This is a genomic window from Streptomyces sp. NBC_01017, assembly GCF_045162795.1.
Taxonomy (GTDB): domain Bacteria; phylum Actinomycetota; class Actinomycetes; order Streptomycetales; family Streptomycetaceae; genus Streptomyces; species Streptomyces machairae.
Genome location: NZ_CP108683.1, coordinates 5,752,181 through 5,767,808, shown reverse-complemented (window position 1 = coordinate 5,767,808; position 15,628 = coordinate 5,752,181). Strand labels below are relative to the sequence as shown.

Below are 15,628 nucleotides of genomic sequence, written 5' to 3'. Positions count from 1 at the left end.
GGCGGGCACGGCCGCCGTCAGACCAGGCGAACCGGCTTCTCCGGGCGTATCCCCGACTCCACCAGCCAGGCCCGCAGGGGGGTCGGGTCGCCGTCCTCGATGAGGCTGAGAACTCTGGGAGCCAGGTCGGCGGCCCGTTCGCCGTTGATGAGGAGGGTGGGGCCGTCGAGCCAGTCCAGCCCCGGCACCGCACCGGCGGTGTCCATCGCCGCGCAGCACACCATCGCCGTCACGTGGTCGGTGAGCAACTCGCGGGAGGTGCGGGGCGGTTGGAGCGGGAAGAGGGGGAGCGCGCCGATGTCCAGGAGAGTGGTGCCGGGGTCGGGGGACGCAGTCCGCTCCGGCGGCGCCGCGGCCTCCTCGCGGGCCAACTCGGCGGTGATGCCTGCGGCGAGGGCGGAGCTGCGCTCGGTTTCCTGGTCTTCGGCGGGGTGATCGTCGGCCATGGCGGCGTAAGGGAGTTTGGGGAGTTTGGGGGGTTTGGGGGTTGTGGGGGTCGTGGGGGTCGTGGTGGTGCCGGGGTGCGCGTCGGCGGCCTGATCGCCGGTGGCGGGGGGCTGGTTGGTGCCCGAGTGCGCGTGGGCGGTCTGATCGCTGTCCGTGTGCGGATCTGGCGTCTGATCGAGGTTGGCAGACGCGTCGGCAGGCCGGTCGGGGTTGGCGGATGCGCCGGAGGCCGGGGCGATGTCGGTGTGCGCGGCGGACTCCCGGTCGACACCGGCATGCGCGTCGGAAGCCCGGTCATGGCCGTCGTCCGGGTCGGCAACCTGGCCCAAGGCCGCGCTCGCCTCGGCGTCCCGGCCCAGGCCGGCAGACGCGCCGGAGCCCGGGGCGACGCCGGCATGCGCGCCGGAAGCCCGGTCATGGCCGTCGTCCGGGTCGGCAACCTGGCCCAAGGCCGCGCTCGCCTCGGCGTCCCGGCCCAGGCCGGCAGACGCGCCGGAGCCCGGGGCGACGCCGGCATGCGCGCCGGAAGCCCGGTCATGGCCGTCCTCCGGGTCGGCAACCTGGCCCAAGGCCGCGCTCGCGTCGGCGTCCCGGCCTGGGTCGGCAGACGTGTCGGAGCCCGGGGCGACGCCGGCGTGTGCGTCGGTGGTCTGGTGGAAGCCGGCCTCCGTCGTGGTCGTCCGGCTTTGGGCCCTGTCCGACTCGGGGTGTCCTGTGTCGTCGGAGTACGCGGTGGAGGGCCCCAGGGTCGGTGGGGTCGTCAGGTGGTCCAGGACTCGGGACAGGGTTGGGCCGTCGGTTTCCGGGCCCTCGGTGGTGCGGCGGACGCCGAGGGCGTCGAGGACGCGGTGGAGGCGGGCCGCGTCGGTGCGCCATTTGCGGTCGACGACCTCCTCCGGGTACTCCTGCCAGCCCACCGGGGACCAGTCCGGGCCGGGCTCGGCGGGGCCGCCGTGGAAGAGGCGGGCGGCGAGGAGTGAGGCCGCCTCGTCGACCGTGCCGGGCTCTTCGAGCAGGTCACAGGCGGGGCGCTCGCCCAGCCGGGAGGCGAAGCCCTCGGCCAGACGGTCCCGGCGCGAGAGTTCGGTGAGCGCGGCGACGACGCCCGCGTCCAGCCGGGACGGCCAGCGGCCCATCCGCCAGGCGGGCAGCGCGACCCGCGTGAGCAGCCGGTCCCAGCCCGCGTACGCCAGCCCGACCTGTTCCTGCGCGACGATCCGCAGTCCGTAATCCACAGCCTGTGCACGCTCGGCGGCCGCGGCGGCCACGCCCCGCTCCATCTCGGCCGCATGGTCCCGGCAACTGCGCAGCAGCAGCCGAGCGACCCAGCCGATGCCCGCGCACACCGCCCGCGCCCCCGGGCAACGGCCGCGCGTCGAGGCGACGCCCACCGCGGCGTCCAGGCCCCGGACGAAGCGCCGGGCCTGGGCTATGTCCGGGTGCGCCGAAGGTCCCGTACCGGCGACGACCGGGGCGAGGACCGCGCGCAGCTCGCCGACCCGCATCCACCACAGGAACGGGGAGCCGATGACGAGGACGGGGGCGGCAGGCGTACGGCGGTGGGCGCCGCGCGCGCTTCCGCCGCGCAGGCCGTTGAGACCGTCCTCGTCGCGGTCCTCCGCCGGGGGCGGCGGGCCGTGGGACGGGTGGGTGCGGTCCTCCAGCCAGCTGTCGCAGTCCGGCGTGAGCGCTATCGCGGACGGGGCGGGGACGTCGAGGCGGTCGGCGAGGTCGCGCACCAGCCGGTACAGGTCCGGGGCCTGCTCCTCGCCGACCGGGACCGTGGGACTGACGGCGGGGCGGGCCCGGGCGACCACCAGCGCGATCGCCGCGGCGGCGAGCAGGACGAGGACGGCGACGGGGGTGACGACCCAGCGGGCGGCGTGCCAGCCCGGGCCGACGAAGTGGCCCGTGGAGACGCCGGCGAGCAGCACCACGGCGACCGCCGCGGGCAGCAGAGCGACGGCCAGCGCGCGGCTGCGGATGCGCAGCACCGCGAGGGCCCGGGCACGCGCGGCCTGCGCACCCATCTCCACACCCATACCGGTCACGGCCGGACCTCACCCCCTCCGCGCTGCCCTGGCTGTCCGAACTGTCCTGGCTTTGCTCACTCCCCCACTGTGGCACCCGCCACTGACATCGCAATGCCGGTGGGCCAAGTGCCGGAACGCTTGCGCCGCACCCTAGTTGGGGCTTCGGCCCACGTCAGCCGGATGGGGCATCGGTCACTCGATGGAATGGCTTTGGGGAAAGGTGGATGACGGACAGCGAGGATCAGGCCCCTGATCCCGGCAGGTGGCAGGACCTCCTCCCGGACGGTGGCAGGCCCTGGTCCCGGCATGGATCAGGCCCCGAATCCTGAGACGGATTCGGGGCCTTCGGGGTTTATCCGGGCGGGCGCTCGCGTTGATCCGGGGCGGGCGCCCGGGGTGGTTATTCGCCCGTCGCCGCCTTCGCCGCGATGTCCGTACGGTGCTGGGAGCCGTCGAGCCGGATGCGGGCCACGGCCCGGTACGCGCGGTCGCGGGCCTGGGTGAGGTCCTTGCCGGTGGCCGTGACGGACAGGACGCGGCCGCCGGCGCTCAGGACCGAGTCGCCGTCCTGCTTGGTGCCGGCGTGCAGGACGTATGCGAGCGGGGCGTCCTCGGCGGCCACCTCGTCGAGGCCGGTGATCGGGTCGCCGGTGCGCGGGGTGCCGGGGTAGTTGTGCGAGGCGACGACCACGGTGACCGCGGCGTCGTCGCTCCAGCGCAGGGGCTCCAGGTCGGAGAGTTCGCCCTTGGCTGCGCCCAGCAGGACTCCGGCCAGCGGGGTCTTCAGGCGGGCCAGGACGACCTGGGTCTCGGGGTCGCCGAAGCGGGCGTTGAACTCGATGACCCGTACCCCGCGGGAGGTGATCGCGAGACCGGCGTAGAGCAGCCCGGAGAACGGGGTGCCGCGGCGGCGCATCTCGTCGACCGTCGGCTGGAGGACGGTCTCCATGACCTCGTCGACCAGCTTCGGGTCGGCCCACGGGAGCGGGGAGTACGCGCCCATGCCGCCGGTGTTCGGGCCCTCGTCCCCGTCGAGCGCCCGCTTGAAGTCCTGGGCGGGCTGGAGCGGGAGCACCGTCTGGCCGTCGGTGATGGCGAAGAGCGAGACCTCGGGGCCGTCGAGGTACTCCTCGATGACGACGCGCTCGCAGGAGTTGGCGTGCGCCCTGGCCGCCTCGATGTCCGCGGTCACGACGACGCCCTTGCCGGCGGCGAGTCCGTCGTCCTTGACGACGTACGGGGCGCCGAAGGCGTCGAGCGCCTCGTCGACCTCGGCGGGCGTCGTACAGACGTAGGAGCGGGCCGTCGGGACACCGGCCGCCGCCATCACGTCCTTGGCGAACGCCTTGGAACCCTCGATCTCCGCGGCCTCCCCGGAGGGACCGAAGACCGGGATGCCCGCCGCGCGGACGGCGTCGGCGACCCCGGCGACGAGCGGTGCCTCCGGCCCGACGACCACGAGGCCGGCACCGAGCCGTTCCGCCAGCGCGGATACGGCCGTGCCGTCCAGGGCGTCGACCCGGTGCAGCTCGGCGACCTCGGCGATGCCGGCGTTGCCGGGGGCGCAGTGCAGCGCGGTGACGTCGGGGTCGAGGGACAGGGAGCGGCACAGGGCGTGTTCGCGGGCGCCGCTTCCGATGACAAGGACCTTCACGGGGGTCAGCCTAACGGGGTTTTTGTGCGGGGTGCCGAGGGGCCGGGGGTTCGTGACCTGTACGTTCCTCCAAGGCGCTCCTCCAAGGCACCGTGCCCCGCTACTCGTTCGTGAACTCCTCCACCACCGTCGCCCCCAGCTCCCGCACGATCAGTTCACGGCCGGAGAGCGCCGACTCGTTGAGGTCTGGGTCGTCGTCCTCGGGGATGTCGTCCTCAAGGTTCACCGGCGGGCGCGGTTCCGGGGCGGAGGCAGGCTCGGGTGCCGGGGAGGGGGCGGCCGCCGACGCGGAGGGCGTCGACGGTGGGGCGGGCGCCGTGGGCGTGGGCTGGGGAGGGGCCGGGCGCTGGGCGGACGTACCGCCACCGCCGTAGCCGCTGTTGCCGCCACCGCCACCGCCGCCTCCGCCTCCGCCGAAGCCCGGGGAGCCGCCCGGAGGCGGGGGAGCCGAGCCCCCGCCCGACGGGTCGACGACGGCCTCGATCTTCCACTGGACGTTGAACTGCTCGGCCAGCGCCTGGCGCAGGACGTCCTCGCTGCCGCTGCTCGCGAAGTTGTCGCGCGCTCCGGCGTTGACGAAGCCGAGTTGGAGGGTGGTGCCGTCGAAGCCGGTCACCTGGGCGTTCTGGCTGAGCAGAATCCAGGTGAAGCGGCGGCGGTTCTTGACCGCCTCCAGGATGTTCGGCCAGAGCATGCGGGGGTCGACGCCGCTGCTCGGGGGTGTGTAGGCGGGGGACGCGCCTGCGGTGGGGGCGGCTGTGGGCGCCGGCGCGGGTGCCGGGGGCTGCTGCGGGGTGGGTGCCGGGGTGCCGTCTGCCGGGGCCGGGGGCTGGGTGCCGCCGCCCGCCGGGGTCGCCGTGGGCCAGCCGCCGGGGCGTCGGCCGCCGCCTGCGGGGGCTGCGGTGGGCCAGGCGCCGGGGGCGGGGGCGGAGGGGGCCTGAGGGGTGGCTGCCGCCGGAGCGGGCGTAGGTGTGGACGGGGGTGCGGGTGCGGGCTCGGGGGTGGGCGGAGCCTGGGAGGGCTGAGGCCGGTGGCCGCTCTGGGGGGCCTCGCCCGGCGCTGCGGGCGCGGGCGGGGTCTGCCCCGTCGGGCCCGGGGCGGCCGTACCGCCCGTGCCGCCCGCAGCGCCGCCCGTCGGAGCACCGGGCCCGGCCGCGGGTGCCTGCCCCGGCCCTCCGGACACCCGTACGGCAGCCCGGGCCGCGGCGGGACCGCCACCCGGCGGAACCGGCGCGGCGGCCGCTCCCGCGTGGGCGTCGGGGCCGGGCACGTATCCCATCGCGGGCATGCCGGCGCCGCCGCCCGCGGAGAAGTTGACGCCCCGCTCCAGCCGGTCGAGGCGGGCCATCACGGAACGCTCGTCCCCGTACGCCGCGGGCAGCATCACGCGCGCGCAGATCAGCTCGAGCTGCAGCCGGGGCGAGTTGGCCCCCCGCATCTCGGTCAGCCCCTCGTTGACGAGGTCGGCGGCACGGCTCAGTTCGGCGGCGCCGAAGATGCCGGCCTGGGCCTGCATGCGCTCCAGGACATCGGCCGGGGCGTCGATGAGCCCCTTCTCGGTGGCGTCCGGCACGGCGGCGAGGATCACGAGGTCCCGCAGCCGCTCCAGCAGGTCGGCGACGAACCGCCGCGGATCGTTGCCCCCCTCGATGATGCGGTCCACGACCTCGAAGGCGGCGGCGCCGTCACCGGTGGCGAAGGCCTCCACGACGGAGTCGAGGAGCGATCCGTCGGTGTACCCGAGCAGGGAGGTGGCCATGGCATACGTCACACCCTCCTCCCTCGCTCCGGCGAGCAGCTGGTCCATGACGGACATGGAGTCACGCACGGACCCCGCGCCCGAGCGCACGACGAGCGGCAGCACGCCGTCCTCGACGGGGATGTTCTCCCGGCCGCACACATCGCCGAGGTAGTCCCGCAGGGTGCCCGGCGGGACGAGGCGGAAGGGGTAGTGGTGGGTCCGGGAGCGGATGGTCCCGATGACCTTCTCGGGCTCGGTCGTGGCGAAGATGAACTTCAGATGCTCCGGGGGCTCCTCGACGACCTTCAGCAGCGCGTTGAAGCCGGCCGACGTGACCATGTGGGCCTCGTCGATGATGTAGATCTTGTAGCGGCTGCCCGCCGGTCCGAAGAAGGCCTTCTCGCGCAGCTCACGGGCGTCGTCCACACCACCGTGCGACGCGGCGTCGATCTCGATGACGTCGATGGATCCGGGGCCGTTGCGAGCGAGGTCCTGGCAGGACCGGCACTCGCCGCAGGGGGTCGGCGTAGGACCCTGCTCACAGTTCAGACACCGGGCGAGGATCCGGGCGCTGGTCGTCTTGCCGCAGCCGCGCGGCCCGCTGAACAGGTACGCGTGATTGACCCGGTTGTTCCGCAGCGCCTGCTGCAACGGGTCGGTGACATGCTCCTGCCCGATGACCTCGGCGAACGACTCCGGGCGATAGCGGCGGTACAGCGCGAGAGACGACACGCATACGAGGTTATAGGCGCCCACTGACAACCCGGCCCCGGCGGTCCGGCCCCCGGGGAACGCAAGGGCCCCCCACGCACCCGCCAGAGCCAACCTACCCTTGCTGCCTTCCGGCCCTGGGGGAGTTCAGTCAGATAGCGCCGCGTGAGGGGCTTCCCAGAGAGTACCCGATGTCAGCAGTGGGGAACGAGTTCGCGAGCACTCCTCAACGTCTTGTATTGTTTGCGGCGGAGGATTCGCCTAGAGGCCTAGGGCGCACGCTTGGAAAGCGTGTTGGGGGCAACCCCTCACGAGTTCGAATCTCGTATCCTCCGCCAGTGCCTCACCGGGCACGATGTCGAAGGGCCCCACCGTTCGCGGTGGGGCCCTTCGTCGTTGTCCGTCGCAATTTCCGTCTCAGCGCGCTGTCGGGGCCGGAACGGGCCGGGCCCGTCCCCCTCAAGGGAACGGGCCCGGTCGCGTCTCGCAGTGCGGGTCAGGCGTTGGTGTCCGCGTTGCGGCGGCGGGCGACGACCACCGCGCCGGCGCCGAGCATGAGCGCCGCGCCGCCCGCCAGGGCGACCTTCGACAGGGCGTCGCTCGAGCCGGTCTCGGCGAGCGAGCCGCTGTCGCTGCCGCCGGTGCCGTTCACCGGAGTGGTGGAGGTGCCGCCCTGCTCGGTGGTGTTGTCGGGCTTGCCGGGCTTGCCGTCGGTGTCCTCGTTGTTGCCCGGGTCGGTCTTGGCCAGGATCTGGAACTCGTGGTGGTCGAGGTCCGGGTAACCGCCGCAGGACTCGTCAGCGTTGATGTAGTCGGCCGAGACGAAGACGGCGCCCTGCCCGGCCGGGATGTCCGCGTCGACCTTCAGCCGCAGCTTGACGTCGACCGACGCCTTCGCCTTGAGGGAGCCGACGGACGATCCGTCGAGCACGTCGAAGTCGCGCCAGCTCGGGTTCGCCGCGGTGGACCACTCCAGGTCGAGGTAGGAGTCGAGTTCCTTGAGGCCCTTGTCGTCGAAGGCGTGGACGGCAGCGTACGGGTACACCTCGTCCATGGTCTTGCTGGTGCCGTTGGTGACGCGCAGCGTGAAGTTCTCCGTGGTTCCGCCGACGACCTTGTCCGGCAGGCCGCTGAGGACAGCGGTGAGCTTCGGCTCGGGGACGCACTCGCCACCCGGCTCCTCCCCTTCCTCCCCCTCCTCGGCCTCGGCATCCGCGAGCGCCTTCTTCGCGTCGTCAAGCTTCTTCCTGGCCTCGTCCCTCGCCTTCTGCAGAAGGCCGATCTTCCGGGCCTGGGCGACGCGGGCGTCGTCGTGAGCGGTCCTCGCCTCGGCGGCCTTGGTGTCGGCGGCCGTCTTGGCCGCCGCGGCGTCCTGGGCGGCCTTCAAGGCCGCGTCCAGCACCGTCTGCGCCGCGGCCTTCTCCTCGTCGGTGGTGGCGGCGTCGAGCTTGGCCCGGGCGTCCACGACGGCCTGGTCGGCCTCCGTCTTGGCCTTGGCGGCGGCCTCAGCGGCCTTCTTGGTCTCGATGACGGCGGCCTTGGTCGGGTAGTTCTCCGCCTCCAGGCCCTCTTCGAGGAACTTGATGGCGTCGTTCACCGCGATGACGGCGGCGTCGTACTCCTTCTGCGCGAGGTCGACGGCCTGCTCGAGCTCTTCGATCGTCGGCTTCGCCTTCTGCGTCTGCGTGGCCGGCTTCTCGTCGGCGAAGGCGGGTGCCGTCGAGAGAAGGACGACCGGGGCGGTCACGGCGGCGGCGACGGCGGTCGCGAGAACACGGCGAATCTTCACAAGGGACCCCTGGTCGGTGGCGAAAAGGTGCGCTGGGCGTCGCACTTGCGGACTACTCACGCGGGGCGACGCAGCGGTGATCGTATGACCTGCCTGATCAAGGCCGCAGGCGGTTTCTCGTGCCCTCTGCCGGAGAAACCTTCACGGCGCACGCACATAGGGCACTTAGCGCACAGTTGCCTGCGTAGGCCGCACTTTTTCTGTGATGCATCACTCAGCCGCCGCCCGGGTCGCTCCACAGCCACCCGCCGGCCTGTGCGTGGAAAAGCGCGTGGCGCCGTCCATCCGTGGAACGGACGGGCGGCGCCACACGTGGAACCGGAGACTCAGCCGAGACTTAGCCGGGGAACGGCTTGCTCGCTTCGTCATCGGCCTTGATGCAGGCGTTGAGCTTCTTCTGGATGGCCGCAGCCTCGTTGAGCGCCCTGTTGGCCGCCGCGGTCTCCCCCAGCTGCTTCAGCTTCGCGGCCTTGCTCTTGAGGTTGGCGATCTGCTGGCTCATCTGGTTCTTGTTGCACGTGACGGCGGCCCTGGCCGAGACCGCGCCCTGGTCGGCGGACGGGGCGGCGTGAGCGGGCACCGACGTGATGAAGAGGCCGCCGACGATGGCCGCGGAGACGGCCAGGGCGGAGAAGCGCTTGGTCATGAGTGTTCCCCCAGTTAGGGCTTGCGTTGGTCGGAGTGGATCTTACAGAGCATCCGAACTCGCCAGTAACCTGCCTCGCGACCCGGCGGGCTGCTGTCAGCCGCCCGCCTCAGGGCCCCAGTGATCGGGGCCCACTCCCCGCCAGTCGATCCACGACACCTGCGCCACGTCCGACGGGTCGATCTCCAGCCCGGCCCTGCGGAGGAACTCCGCCACGTCGGCCACGTTGTGCGCCAGCCCGAGGATCTCGCCGTCGACGCGCACGCGTCGGCCTCCTGTGGCGGACGGTGGATGCACGGTCACGCGTATCGGTGCGGACATGTCCTCAGGATCATCCGGGAAGTCGGGCCCTGCACCCCAGCTCGTCATCGACGATGCCGCTCGTGCACGTCCCCGCCCGAACGGCCCAGGTCACGCAGGTCCCACCAGGCGGCGGGGCTGGGGCGCCGTTGCTGCCAAAAGGGATGGAAGAACACCTCGGCCGACAGCCGGTACAGGCGTCGGCGCAGCTCCGTGCGGCCGGGACGCTCGGCCAGCTGCCGGTAGGTGGCGCTCCACTCCCGCTGTGCCTGGGCGAGGTCGTCGGGAAATGTTCGCATGGCCAAATTCAATCATGTGTTCGATTTTTCAGGCCACACCAGTGAGCCCGGTGTGGCTCACTGGTTTTCTGCCGTGCCCGTTCCCGCGGCCCGCACGGCGCTAGCGTTGGATCCCATGATCGTATGGATCAACGGCACCCACGGTGCGGGCAAGACGACGACCAGTGCGCTCGTGCAGCAGCTGCTCCCGGGCTCACGGGTGTTCGACGCCGAGAAGGTCGGCGAGACACTCATGGACATCACACCGGGGCTGCCCGGGACGGACAACTTCCAGCACTGGCCACCGTGGCGGCCGCTCGTCGTCGAGACCGCCCGCCGCGTACTCGACTACACCGGCGGCACCCTGGTGATGCCGATGACCGTCCTGGTCGAGGAGTACTGGCGCGAGATCAGCGCGGGCCTCGCCCAGCACGTCATTCCGGTCCGGCACTTCGTCCTCCACGCCGACCAGGAGACCCTGCGCGGGCGTATCGCGGGCGACACCGTGGTCGGGCCCAACTCCTCGTTCCGTCTCAAGTACCTGGAGCCCTACGCCGAGGCGGCCCGCACGTGGCTGCACGGCGAGGCCGAGGTCGTCGACACCACGCACCTCACGCCCGCCCAGGCCGCCCTGCAGATCGCCGAAGCGGTCAAGGGGTGAGGCCGGGCCGCGGTCCTGGCTCCCACCCGGTCGAGGGTGCAGGTCGCGCCCGGCAGGAGGGAACCCACCGTGGCTCGCACCGAGTACTACGCCGACCCGGACGCGCCCACGCCGAACAGCCTGGTCGTCGCGGCCTCGGCCGTCGTCACGGACGGGCAGGGGCGCATTCTGCTGCAGCGCCGGCGGGACAACGGCCTGTGGGCCCTGCCGGGCGGCGGCATGGAGCTCGCGGACTCGCTGCCCGGGGCGGCTGTCCGGGAGGTGCGGGAAGAGACCGGTCTGGACGTGGAGATCACCGGGCTCGTCGGGACGTACACCGACCCGAGGCATGTCATCGCCTACTCGGACGGCGAGGTGCGGCGGCAGTTCAACGTCTGCTTCACCGCCCGCGTCGTCGGCGGGCGGCTCGCGTCGTCGGACGAGTCCACCGGCATTCGGTTCGTGGCTCCCGACGAACTGGACGGCCTCCCCATGCATCACACCCAGCGGCTGCGGCTGCGGCACTTCCTGGAGGCGCGGGAGCGGCCGTATCTCGGCTAGCCGGGAGCGTTCGTCCCGCTCGATCGGGCTCGCAATCGGTCAGACGCCGGCCGGCGGCACCGGCTCCACCGGCTGTTCCGCCCAGATCGTCTTGCCCTTGGCTGTCTGGCGGGTGCCCCAGCGCTGGGTGAGCTGGGCGACGAGGAGGAGGCCCCGGCCGCCCTCGTCGTAGGTGCGGGCGCGGCGGAGGTGGGGGGCGGTGTTGCCGCCGTCGGAGACCTCGCAGATGAGGGAGTCGTCGTGGGTGAGGTGGATGAGGCGGAGCTGGATCGGGGGTTCCGCGTGCCGGATGGCGTTGGTGACGAGTTCGCTGACGACCAGTTCCGTGACGAATGCGGCGTCCTCCAGGTCCCAGGCCTCCAGCTGGCCCAGCGCGTCCTTGCGGGTCTGGGCGACGGCGGAGGGGTCGGCCGGTACGTCCCAGGTGGCGACCTGGGAGGCATCGAGTGCCCGGGCGCGGGCGATGAGGAGGGCCACGTCGTCCGGCGGGCGGGGCGGCAGCAGGTCGGTGAGGATCCTGTCGCACAGGCCGTCCAGGGTCGGCTCCGGGCCCGTGAGCAGCTGGCGGAGGCGGCGGATGCCGTCGTCGAGGTCCCGGTCGGGGGATTCGATGAGGCCGTTGGTGTAGAGGGCGAGCAGACTGCCCTCCGGCAGGTCGATCTCGGCCGCCTCGAAGGGCAGGCCGCCCAGGCCCAGCGGAGGGCCGACCGGAAGGTCGAGGAGTTCGGCGGTGCCCTCGGGGCTCACCACGGCCGGCAGCGGATGCCCGGCCCGGGCCAGGGTGCAGCGCTGGGAGATCGGGTCGTACACGGCGTACAGGCAGGTCGCCCCGACCTCGCCCGCGGGCTCGGAGTGCGCGTCGGCCGACCGGCCCGCGTCGCGTTCCGTGGACAGGCGGGCCACCAGGTCGTCGAGGTGGGTGAGCAGTTCGTCCGGGGGCAGATCGATGTCGGCGAGGGTGCGTACGGCCGTCCGCAGCCGGCCCATCGTCGCGGAGGCGTGGATGCCGTGGCCGACGATGTCGCCGACGACCAGCGCCACCCGCGCCCCGGACAGCGGGATCACGTCGAACCAGTCACCGCCGACACCGGCGTGCGCGCCGGCCGGGAGGTAGCGGGACGCCACTTCTATCGCCGCCTGCTTGGGCAGCCGCTGCGGCAGCAGGCTGCGCTGGAGCATCACGGCGGTGCCGCGTTCGCGGCTGTAGCGGCGGGCGTTGTCGATGGAGACGGCAGCCCTGGCCGCCAGCTCCTCGGCCAGCACCAGGTCGTCCTGCTGGAAGGCCTGGGACTTGCGGTGACGGGTGAAGACGGCGACACCCAGCGTGGTTCCGCGGGCCGTCAGCGGCACCGCCAACACCGAATGGACGCCGAACTCTCGGACCCGGGCGCCCCGGGCCGGGTCACGGGCGACCAGCCGCGTGATCTCGGGGTGTGTCATCTCGTACACCGCGGACCGTCCCGAGCGGAGCGTCACGACCGGCGCCGTGCCCTCCGGGTACTCGTCCACGTCGCCCATCGCCACGACCGCCTCCGGCATGCCCGGGGTCACGGACTGGTGGGCGGCCCGGCGCATCATCACGGGGCCGGGCGGCGGCCCGCCTTCGGGGAGCGGCTCGTGCAGGTCCTCGAGGGAGGTCAGCAGGTCGACCGTGGCGAAGTCGGCGAGTTCCGGGACCGTCACGTCCGCCAGCTCCTGCGCCGTACGCATCACGTCGAGGGTGGTGCCGATGCGCCGGCCCGCCTCGGCGATCAGCTGGAGGCGCTTGCGGGCCCAGTGCTGCTCGGTCATGTCGTGCGCGGTGAGGCAGACGCCCCGCACCTCGCCCGCCGGGTCGCGCAGGGCCGACAGGAAGATCGACCAGGCGTGCTCGCGGGTCTCACCCTCGGCGCGCAGGAAGTTCTCGTTGTACTGCGGTTCGCCCGTCTCCAGGACCCGCACCATGCTCTCCTCCGCCCGGTCGCCGGCCGGGTTGTCCACGATCTCGTTGACCCGCAGGCCGAGCATGTCCGCCTCGGTGAGGGCGACCGAGCGTTCCATGTCCGCGTTGGCGCGGCGCAGCCGGAGCCGGGTGTCGTAGAGCGCCAGAGCGCAGCAGGGGGACTGGGCGAAACTCCAGGTCACGAAGGGGTCGTCGGCGAGTGGCGGGGGCTGCTGATTGCTCAGGGCCGACACCAGGAACCATTCGCCGGTCCGGTGGTGGGCGAGGACCTTGATCTCCAGCCGTCGGCCGTCGCGGTGTCGGACCGGGACCGTGCCGTGCCATCTCGGCAGCCGGGCGAACGGGGGCAGGTCCGGCGGGAGAGGCCCGGCCGGCAGCTCGGCCGCCGGGCGCCCGACGATCTGTTGGGCCGAGTAGCCCAGGAGCTGCTCGGCGCCCGCGTTCCACCCGGTCACCGTGCCGTGTTCGTCGACGGTGACGCGGGCCGTGAGGGCCTCGCCGACCACGTCGTCGAGCGGACGTGTCGTCCGGCCGGTGATGACGGGCTCGTCCATGATCGTTCATCTCGCTCTCGCCGAGATTCACCGGGATCCTGAACCGGCCCGCGCACGTCGGGCCGTCGTTTCGAAGTCGTCTGCCGCCCTCACGCCCCCTTCTCCTGGCACCCCGGACACCACACCGTCGTCCGGCCTGCCATGCGGGTGCGGCGCAGGTGCGTGCCGCAGCGGGGGCAGTGCGGGTCGGGGTCGTCGCGGTGGCCGGTGAGCCAGGTGGGGCGAGGGGGGACCCGGCCGGCGGCGACCGCGGGGCGCAGGGTGCGGCGCATCTCGGTGTAGAGGCGGCGGCGCTCGGGCTCGGCGAGGACGTTCGCCGGGGTGTTCGGGCGCAGCCCGGCCCGCCACAGGATCTCGTCGGCCAGGAGGTTGCCGAGGCCCGCCAGGGCCGACTGGTCGATCAGGACCGACTTGACGCGTCCGCGATGCGAGGCGAGCACGTCCTCGAATTCCTCGCGGTCCACCGTCAGGGCGTCGGGCCCCTGGTCCCGCAGCAGCCGTACGACGTCGAAGTCGTCGTCGGCCAGCCGGAGACCCTGGAGTTTGCGCTGGTCACGGTAGCGGAGCTGGTGGTCGCGGCCGACGGTGAGCAGGACGCGGTCGTGGGGCTCGGCCGCGTCGTCCGGGTCGGCGCAGAGCAGCAGGCCGGTCATGCCGAAGTGCAGCGCGAGGGTCGGGCCGCCGGTGCGGGCGAGCAGCCACTTGCCGTGCCGCTCCGCCCTGGTGACGCGCCGCCCCTCCAGCGAGTCCCGCAGCCGCCGTGCGCTCACGCCGTGCAGGACGCCCGGGTCGCGGACGTCGACGCGGCGGATGGTCCGGCCTTTCGCGCAGGACTGGAGCACGTTCCGGAAACCCTCGACGTCTGGCAGCTCAGGCATGGCGGACGGCCTTCGCGGTTGGATGCCGTGCTCTTATCTGTTTTGCCCCGTTTAGGGGACTTCTCACCTCGCCGGGCCCGGGCGTCGGGCCGGCGTCGGCTCAGCGCCGCTTGAACTCCACCGGCCCCGCGTTCATCTCGACGGTGCCGTCCACGTGCAGGACCGGGCGGCGCTCGGTCATACGGGCGCTGTAGGCCTCGACGTGCTGGATCTCCGCCCCGTCGGACGCGGTGAAGTCGACGAGGGCGATGGCCACCCAGTACCGGGTCTTCGTGTTCTCGAAGAGCGGGACCGTGACGGTCGAGCCGCGCCCGTCGGTGACGACGACCTTCGCCCCGAAGCTGCGGAAGGAGCCGAAGCCGTTGCTGAGCGCGGAGTAGGCGCAGAGCAGGACGTAGCCCTGCTGGTCGGGGCGGACGATACGGAGTGTCTCGCGGCCGGGGACGCGGGCGTCGCCGTCGAGGTGGATGAAGGGACTGTTCTTCCGCGAGCCGAGGCGCTTGTAGTAGACGACGTCCGCGCCCTTGCCCTTGTGCGCCGTGTCCGAGGCGCGCGCGGGGCGCGAGCCCTTCTTCGGCGTGATGAGGGTGCCGGGAGCCCGGTCGCCGCGTATCGCCTTCGACGCCGGCACGAACAGGGCGTAGAGGTCGAGGTCGGCGCCCCGTTTGCGGCGCTGCTCGCTGCCGCCGTCCCACTCCAGGGTCGCGGTGACCACCAGCTTGCGGTCCGCCTTGTCCAGGCTCAGCGCGACCTGGCCGCCCTTGTCGAGGCTGATCGTGCCGAGCGGGGGCTTGCGCAGGCTCATCGGGGGCGCGGTGGGGGCCGGCTGCGCCGCGCCGGCGGGCGGCTCGGACGGCATCGGCGCCTGTGCCGCCGCCCGCTGCTCGGGCTCCCCGGCCGCTTCCGGCTCCTCCGCCTCCGCCACGTCTATGCCGAAGTCGGTGGCGAGCCCGGCCAGCCCGTCGGCGTACCCCTGGCCGATGGCGCGCAGCTTCCAGGCCTCGCCCCTGCGGTAGAGCTCCATCAGGAGTACGGCGCGTTCGCCGTCGGTGAGGGCCGGCGGACGGAAGTGGACCGGGTCGGCGCCGACTTGGGAGGCGCGGACGAGCACGTCCTTGACCTCGCGGAAGGTGCGGTGCACGTCGTCGGGATCGCAGCTCCCGACCAGGACCACCCGGTCCACGTCCGCCGGGAGCGCGGCCGGGTTCATCTCGATGCGCTCGGGGCCCCCGGTATCGGCGGCGAGGTGCCGGACGGCACCGGACTCGGCGGACGGCTGGTTGTAGAAGACCAGGTCGTCGTCGGACCGGACCTTGCCGTCCGCCGCCACCAGCAGGGCACTGAGGTCGACCGTGCCGCCCACGACGTGCAGCTCGGCGACGACGGGCCCGGAGCCCACCGCGATGTTCCCGCCCTTGGTCAGCTCCGGCATGCCGCCCCACCCCTCGAAGATC

The 15,628-nt window shown here is 72.9% G+C and carries 12 protein-coding genes, 1 tRNA gene and 1 other RNA gene; 3 read left to right on the top strand and 11 right to left on the bottom strand.

What is annotated here, in order from left to right; all coding sequences use genetic code 11:
* Nucleotides 1–17: 17 nt before the first annotated feature.
* The 4 genes from OG331_RS26465 to ffs all read right to left on the bottom strand — a co-directional run bounded on the left by OG331_RS26465 (nt 18) and on the right by ffs (nt 6,763).
* Complete coding sequence (locus OG331_RS26465; RefSeq protein WP_406210287.1) at nt 18–2,489, bottom strand: hypothetical protein; 2,472 nt, start codon at nt 2,487–2,489, stop codon at nt 18–20.
* Nucleotides 2,490–2,880: 391 nt separating this feature from the next.
* Nucleotides 2,881–4,134 carry a phosphoribosylamine--glycine ligase gene (purD, locus tag OG331_RS26460; protein WP_406200529.1) on the bottom strand — a complete coding sequence of 418 codons (1,254 nt, stop codon included), beginning with the start codon at nt 4,132–4,134 and terminating at the stop codon, nt 2,881–2,883.
* Between the two features lie 100 nt (nt 4,135–4,234).
* Nucleotides 4,235–6,607: a DNA polymerase III subunit gamma and tau gene (locus tag OG331_RS26455; protein ID WP_406200526.1), complete on the bottom strand. Its 2,373-nt coding sequence runs from the start codon at nt 6,605–6,607 to the stop codon at nt 4,235–4,237.
* 61 nt (nt 6,608–6,668) lie between these two features.
* An RNA gene (ffs, locus tag OG331_RS26450) (signal recognition particle sRNA small type) lies at nt 6,669–6,763 on the bottom strand.
* Between the two features lie 73 nt (nt 6,764–6,836).
* Here ffs and OG331_RS26445 point away from each other — a divergent pair.
* Nucleotides 6,837–6,924 (top strand) — tRNA-Ser (locus OG331_RS26445).
* Nucleotides 6,925–7,082: 158 nt separating this feature from the next.
* Here OG331_RS26445 and OG331_RS26440 read toward each other — a convergent pair.
* The 4 genes from OG331_RS26440 to OG331_RS26425 form a co-directional block, all read right to left on the bottom strand.
* Nucleotides 7,083–8,375 carry an LPXTG cell wall anchor domain-containing protein gene (locus tag OG331_RS26440; RefSeq protein ID WP_406200524.1) on the bottom strand — a complete coding sequence of 431 codons (1,293 nt, stop codon included), beginning with the start codon at nt 8,373–8,375 and terminating at the stop codon, nt 7,083–7,085.
* A 337-nt stretch (nt 8,376–8,712) separates the two neighbouring features.
* Nucleotides 8,713–9,021 carry a hypothetical protein gene (locus OG331_RS26435; protein ID WP_406200522.1) on the bottom strand — a complete coding sequence of 103 codons (309 nt, stop codon included), beginning with the start codon at nt 9,019–9,021 and terminating at the stop codon, nt 8,713–8,715.
* Nucleotides 9,022–9,117: 96 nt separating this feature from the next.
* On the bottom strand, nt 9,118–9,342 hold the full coding sequence (locus tag OG331_RS26430) for a hypothetical protein (protein ID WP_406200519.1): 225 nt from the start codon (nt 9,340–9,342) through the stop codon (nt 9,118–9,120).
* Between the two features lie 44 nt (nt 9,343–9,386).
* Nucleotides 9,387–9,620: a hypothetical protein gene (locus OG331_RS26425; protein WP_406200517.1), complete on the bottom strand. Its 234-nt coding sequence runs from the start codon at nt 9,618–9,620 to the stop codon at nt 9,387–9,389.
* A 115-nt stretch (nt 9,621–9,735) separates the two neighbouring features.
* Between OG331_RS26425 and OG331_RS26420 the strand changes: the two genes are divergently transcribed.
* On the top strand, nt 9,736–10,260 hold the full coding sequence (locus OG331_RS26420; RefSeq protein WP_406200515.1) for an ATP-binding protein: 525 nt from the start codon (nt 9,736–9,738) through the stop codon (nt 10,258–10,260).
* Between the two features lie 69 nt (nt 10,261–10,329).
* Nucleotides 10,330–10,800, top strand: coding sequence for an NUDIX domain-containing protein (locus OG331_RS26415; protein WP_406200512.1), 471 nt, complete (start codon nt 10,330–10,332; stop codon nt 10,798–10,800).
* Between the two features lie 39 nt (nt 10,801–10,839).
* On the opposite strand, the gene OG331_RS26410 is transcribed toward OG331_RS26415, so the two are convergent.
* The 3 genes from OG331_RS26410 to OG331_RS26400 form a co-directional block, all read right to left on the bottom strand.
* Nucleotides 10,840–13,296, bottom strand: coding sequence for a SpoIIE family protein phosphatase (locus OG331_RS26410; RefSeq protein ID WP_406200510.1), 2,457 nt, complete (start codon nt 13,294–13,296; stop codon nt 10,840–10,842).
* Nucleotides 13,297–13,385: 89 nt separating this feature from the next.
* Nucleotides 13,386–14,174 carry an Fpg/Nei family DNA glycosylase gene (locus OG331_RS26405; RefSeq protein ID WP_406200508.1) on the bottom strand — a complete coding sequence of 263 codons (789 nt, stop codon included), beginning with the start codon at nt 14,172–14,174 and terminating at the stop codon, nt 13,386–13,388.
* A gap of 100 nt (nt 14,175–14,274) precedes the next feature.
* A complete protein-coding gene (locus tag OG331_RS26400; protein ID WP_406200506.1) occupies nt 14,275–15,606 on the bottom strand; it encodes a TerD family protein in 1,332 nt (443 codons plus the stop codon).
* Between the last annotated feature and the right edge of the window lie 22 nt (nt 15,607–15,628).

Excerpts from the sequence above, each read along its gene's own strand:
- OG331_RS26405 (WP_406200508.1), bottom strand. The coding sequence starts at position 14,174 with ATGCCTGAGCTGCCAGACGTCGAGGGTTTCCGGAACGTGCTCCAGTCC.
- OG331_RS26410 (WP_406200510.1), bottom strand. The coding sequence starts at position 13,296 with ATGGACGAGCCCGTCATCACCGGCCGGACGACACGTCCGCTCGACGAC.
- OG331_RS26430 (WP_406200519.1), bottom strand. The coding sequence starts at position 9,342 with ATGTCCGCACCGATACGCGTGACCGTGCATCCACCGTCCGCCACAGGA.
- OG331_RS26435 (WP_406200522.1), bottom strand. The coding sequence starts at position 9,021 with ATGACCAAGCGCTTCTCCGCCCTGGCCGTCTCCGCGGCCATCGTCGGC.
- OG331_RS26465 (WP_406210287.1), bottom strand. The coding sequence starts at position 2,489 with ATGGGTGTGGAGATGGGTGCGCAGGCCGCGCGTGCCCGGGCCCTCGCG.
- OG331_RS26400 (WP_406200506.1), bottom strand. The coding sequence starts at position 15,606 with ATGCCGGAGCTGACCAAGGGCGGGAACATCGCGGTGGGCTCCGGGCCC.
- OG331_RS26420 (WP_406200515.1), top strand. The coding sequence starts at position 9,736 with ATGATCGTATGGATCAACGGCACCCACGGTGCGGGCAAGACGACGACC.
- OG331_RS26425 (WP_406200517.1), bottom strand. The coding sequence starts at position 9,620 with ATGCGAACATTTCCCGACGACCTCGCCCAGGCACAGCGGGAGTGGAGC.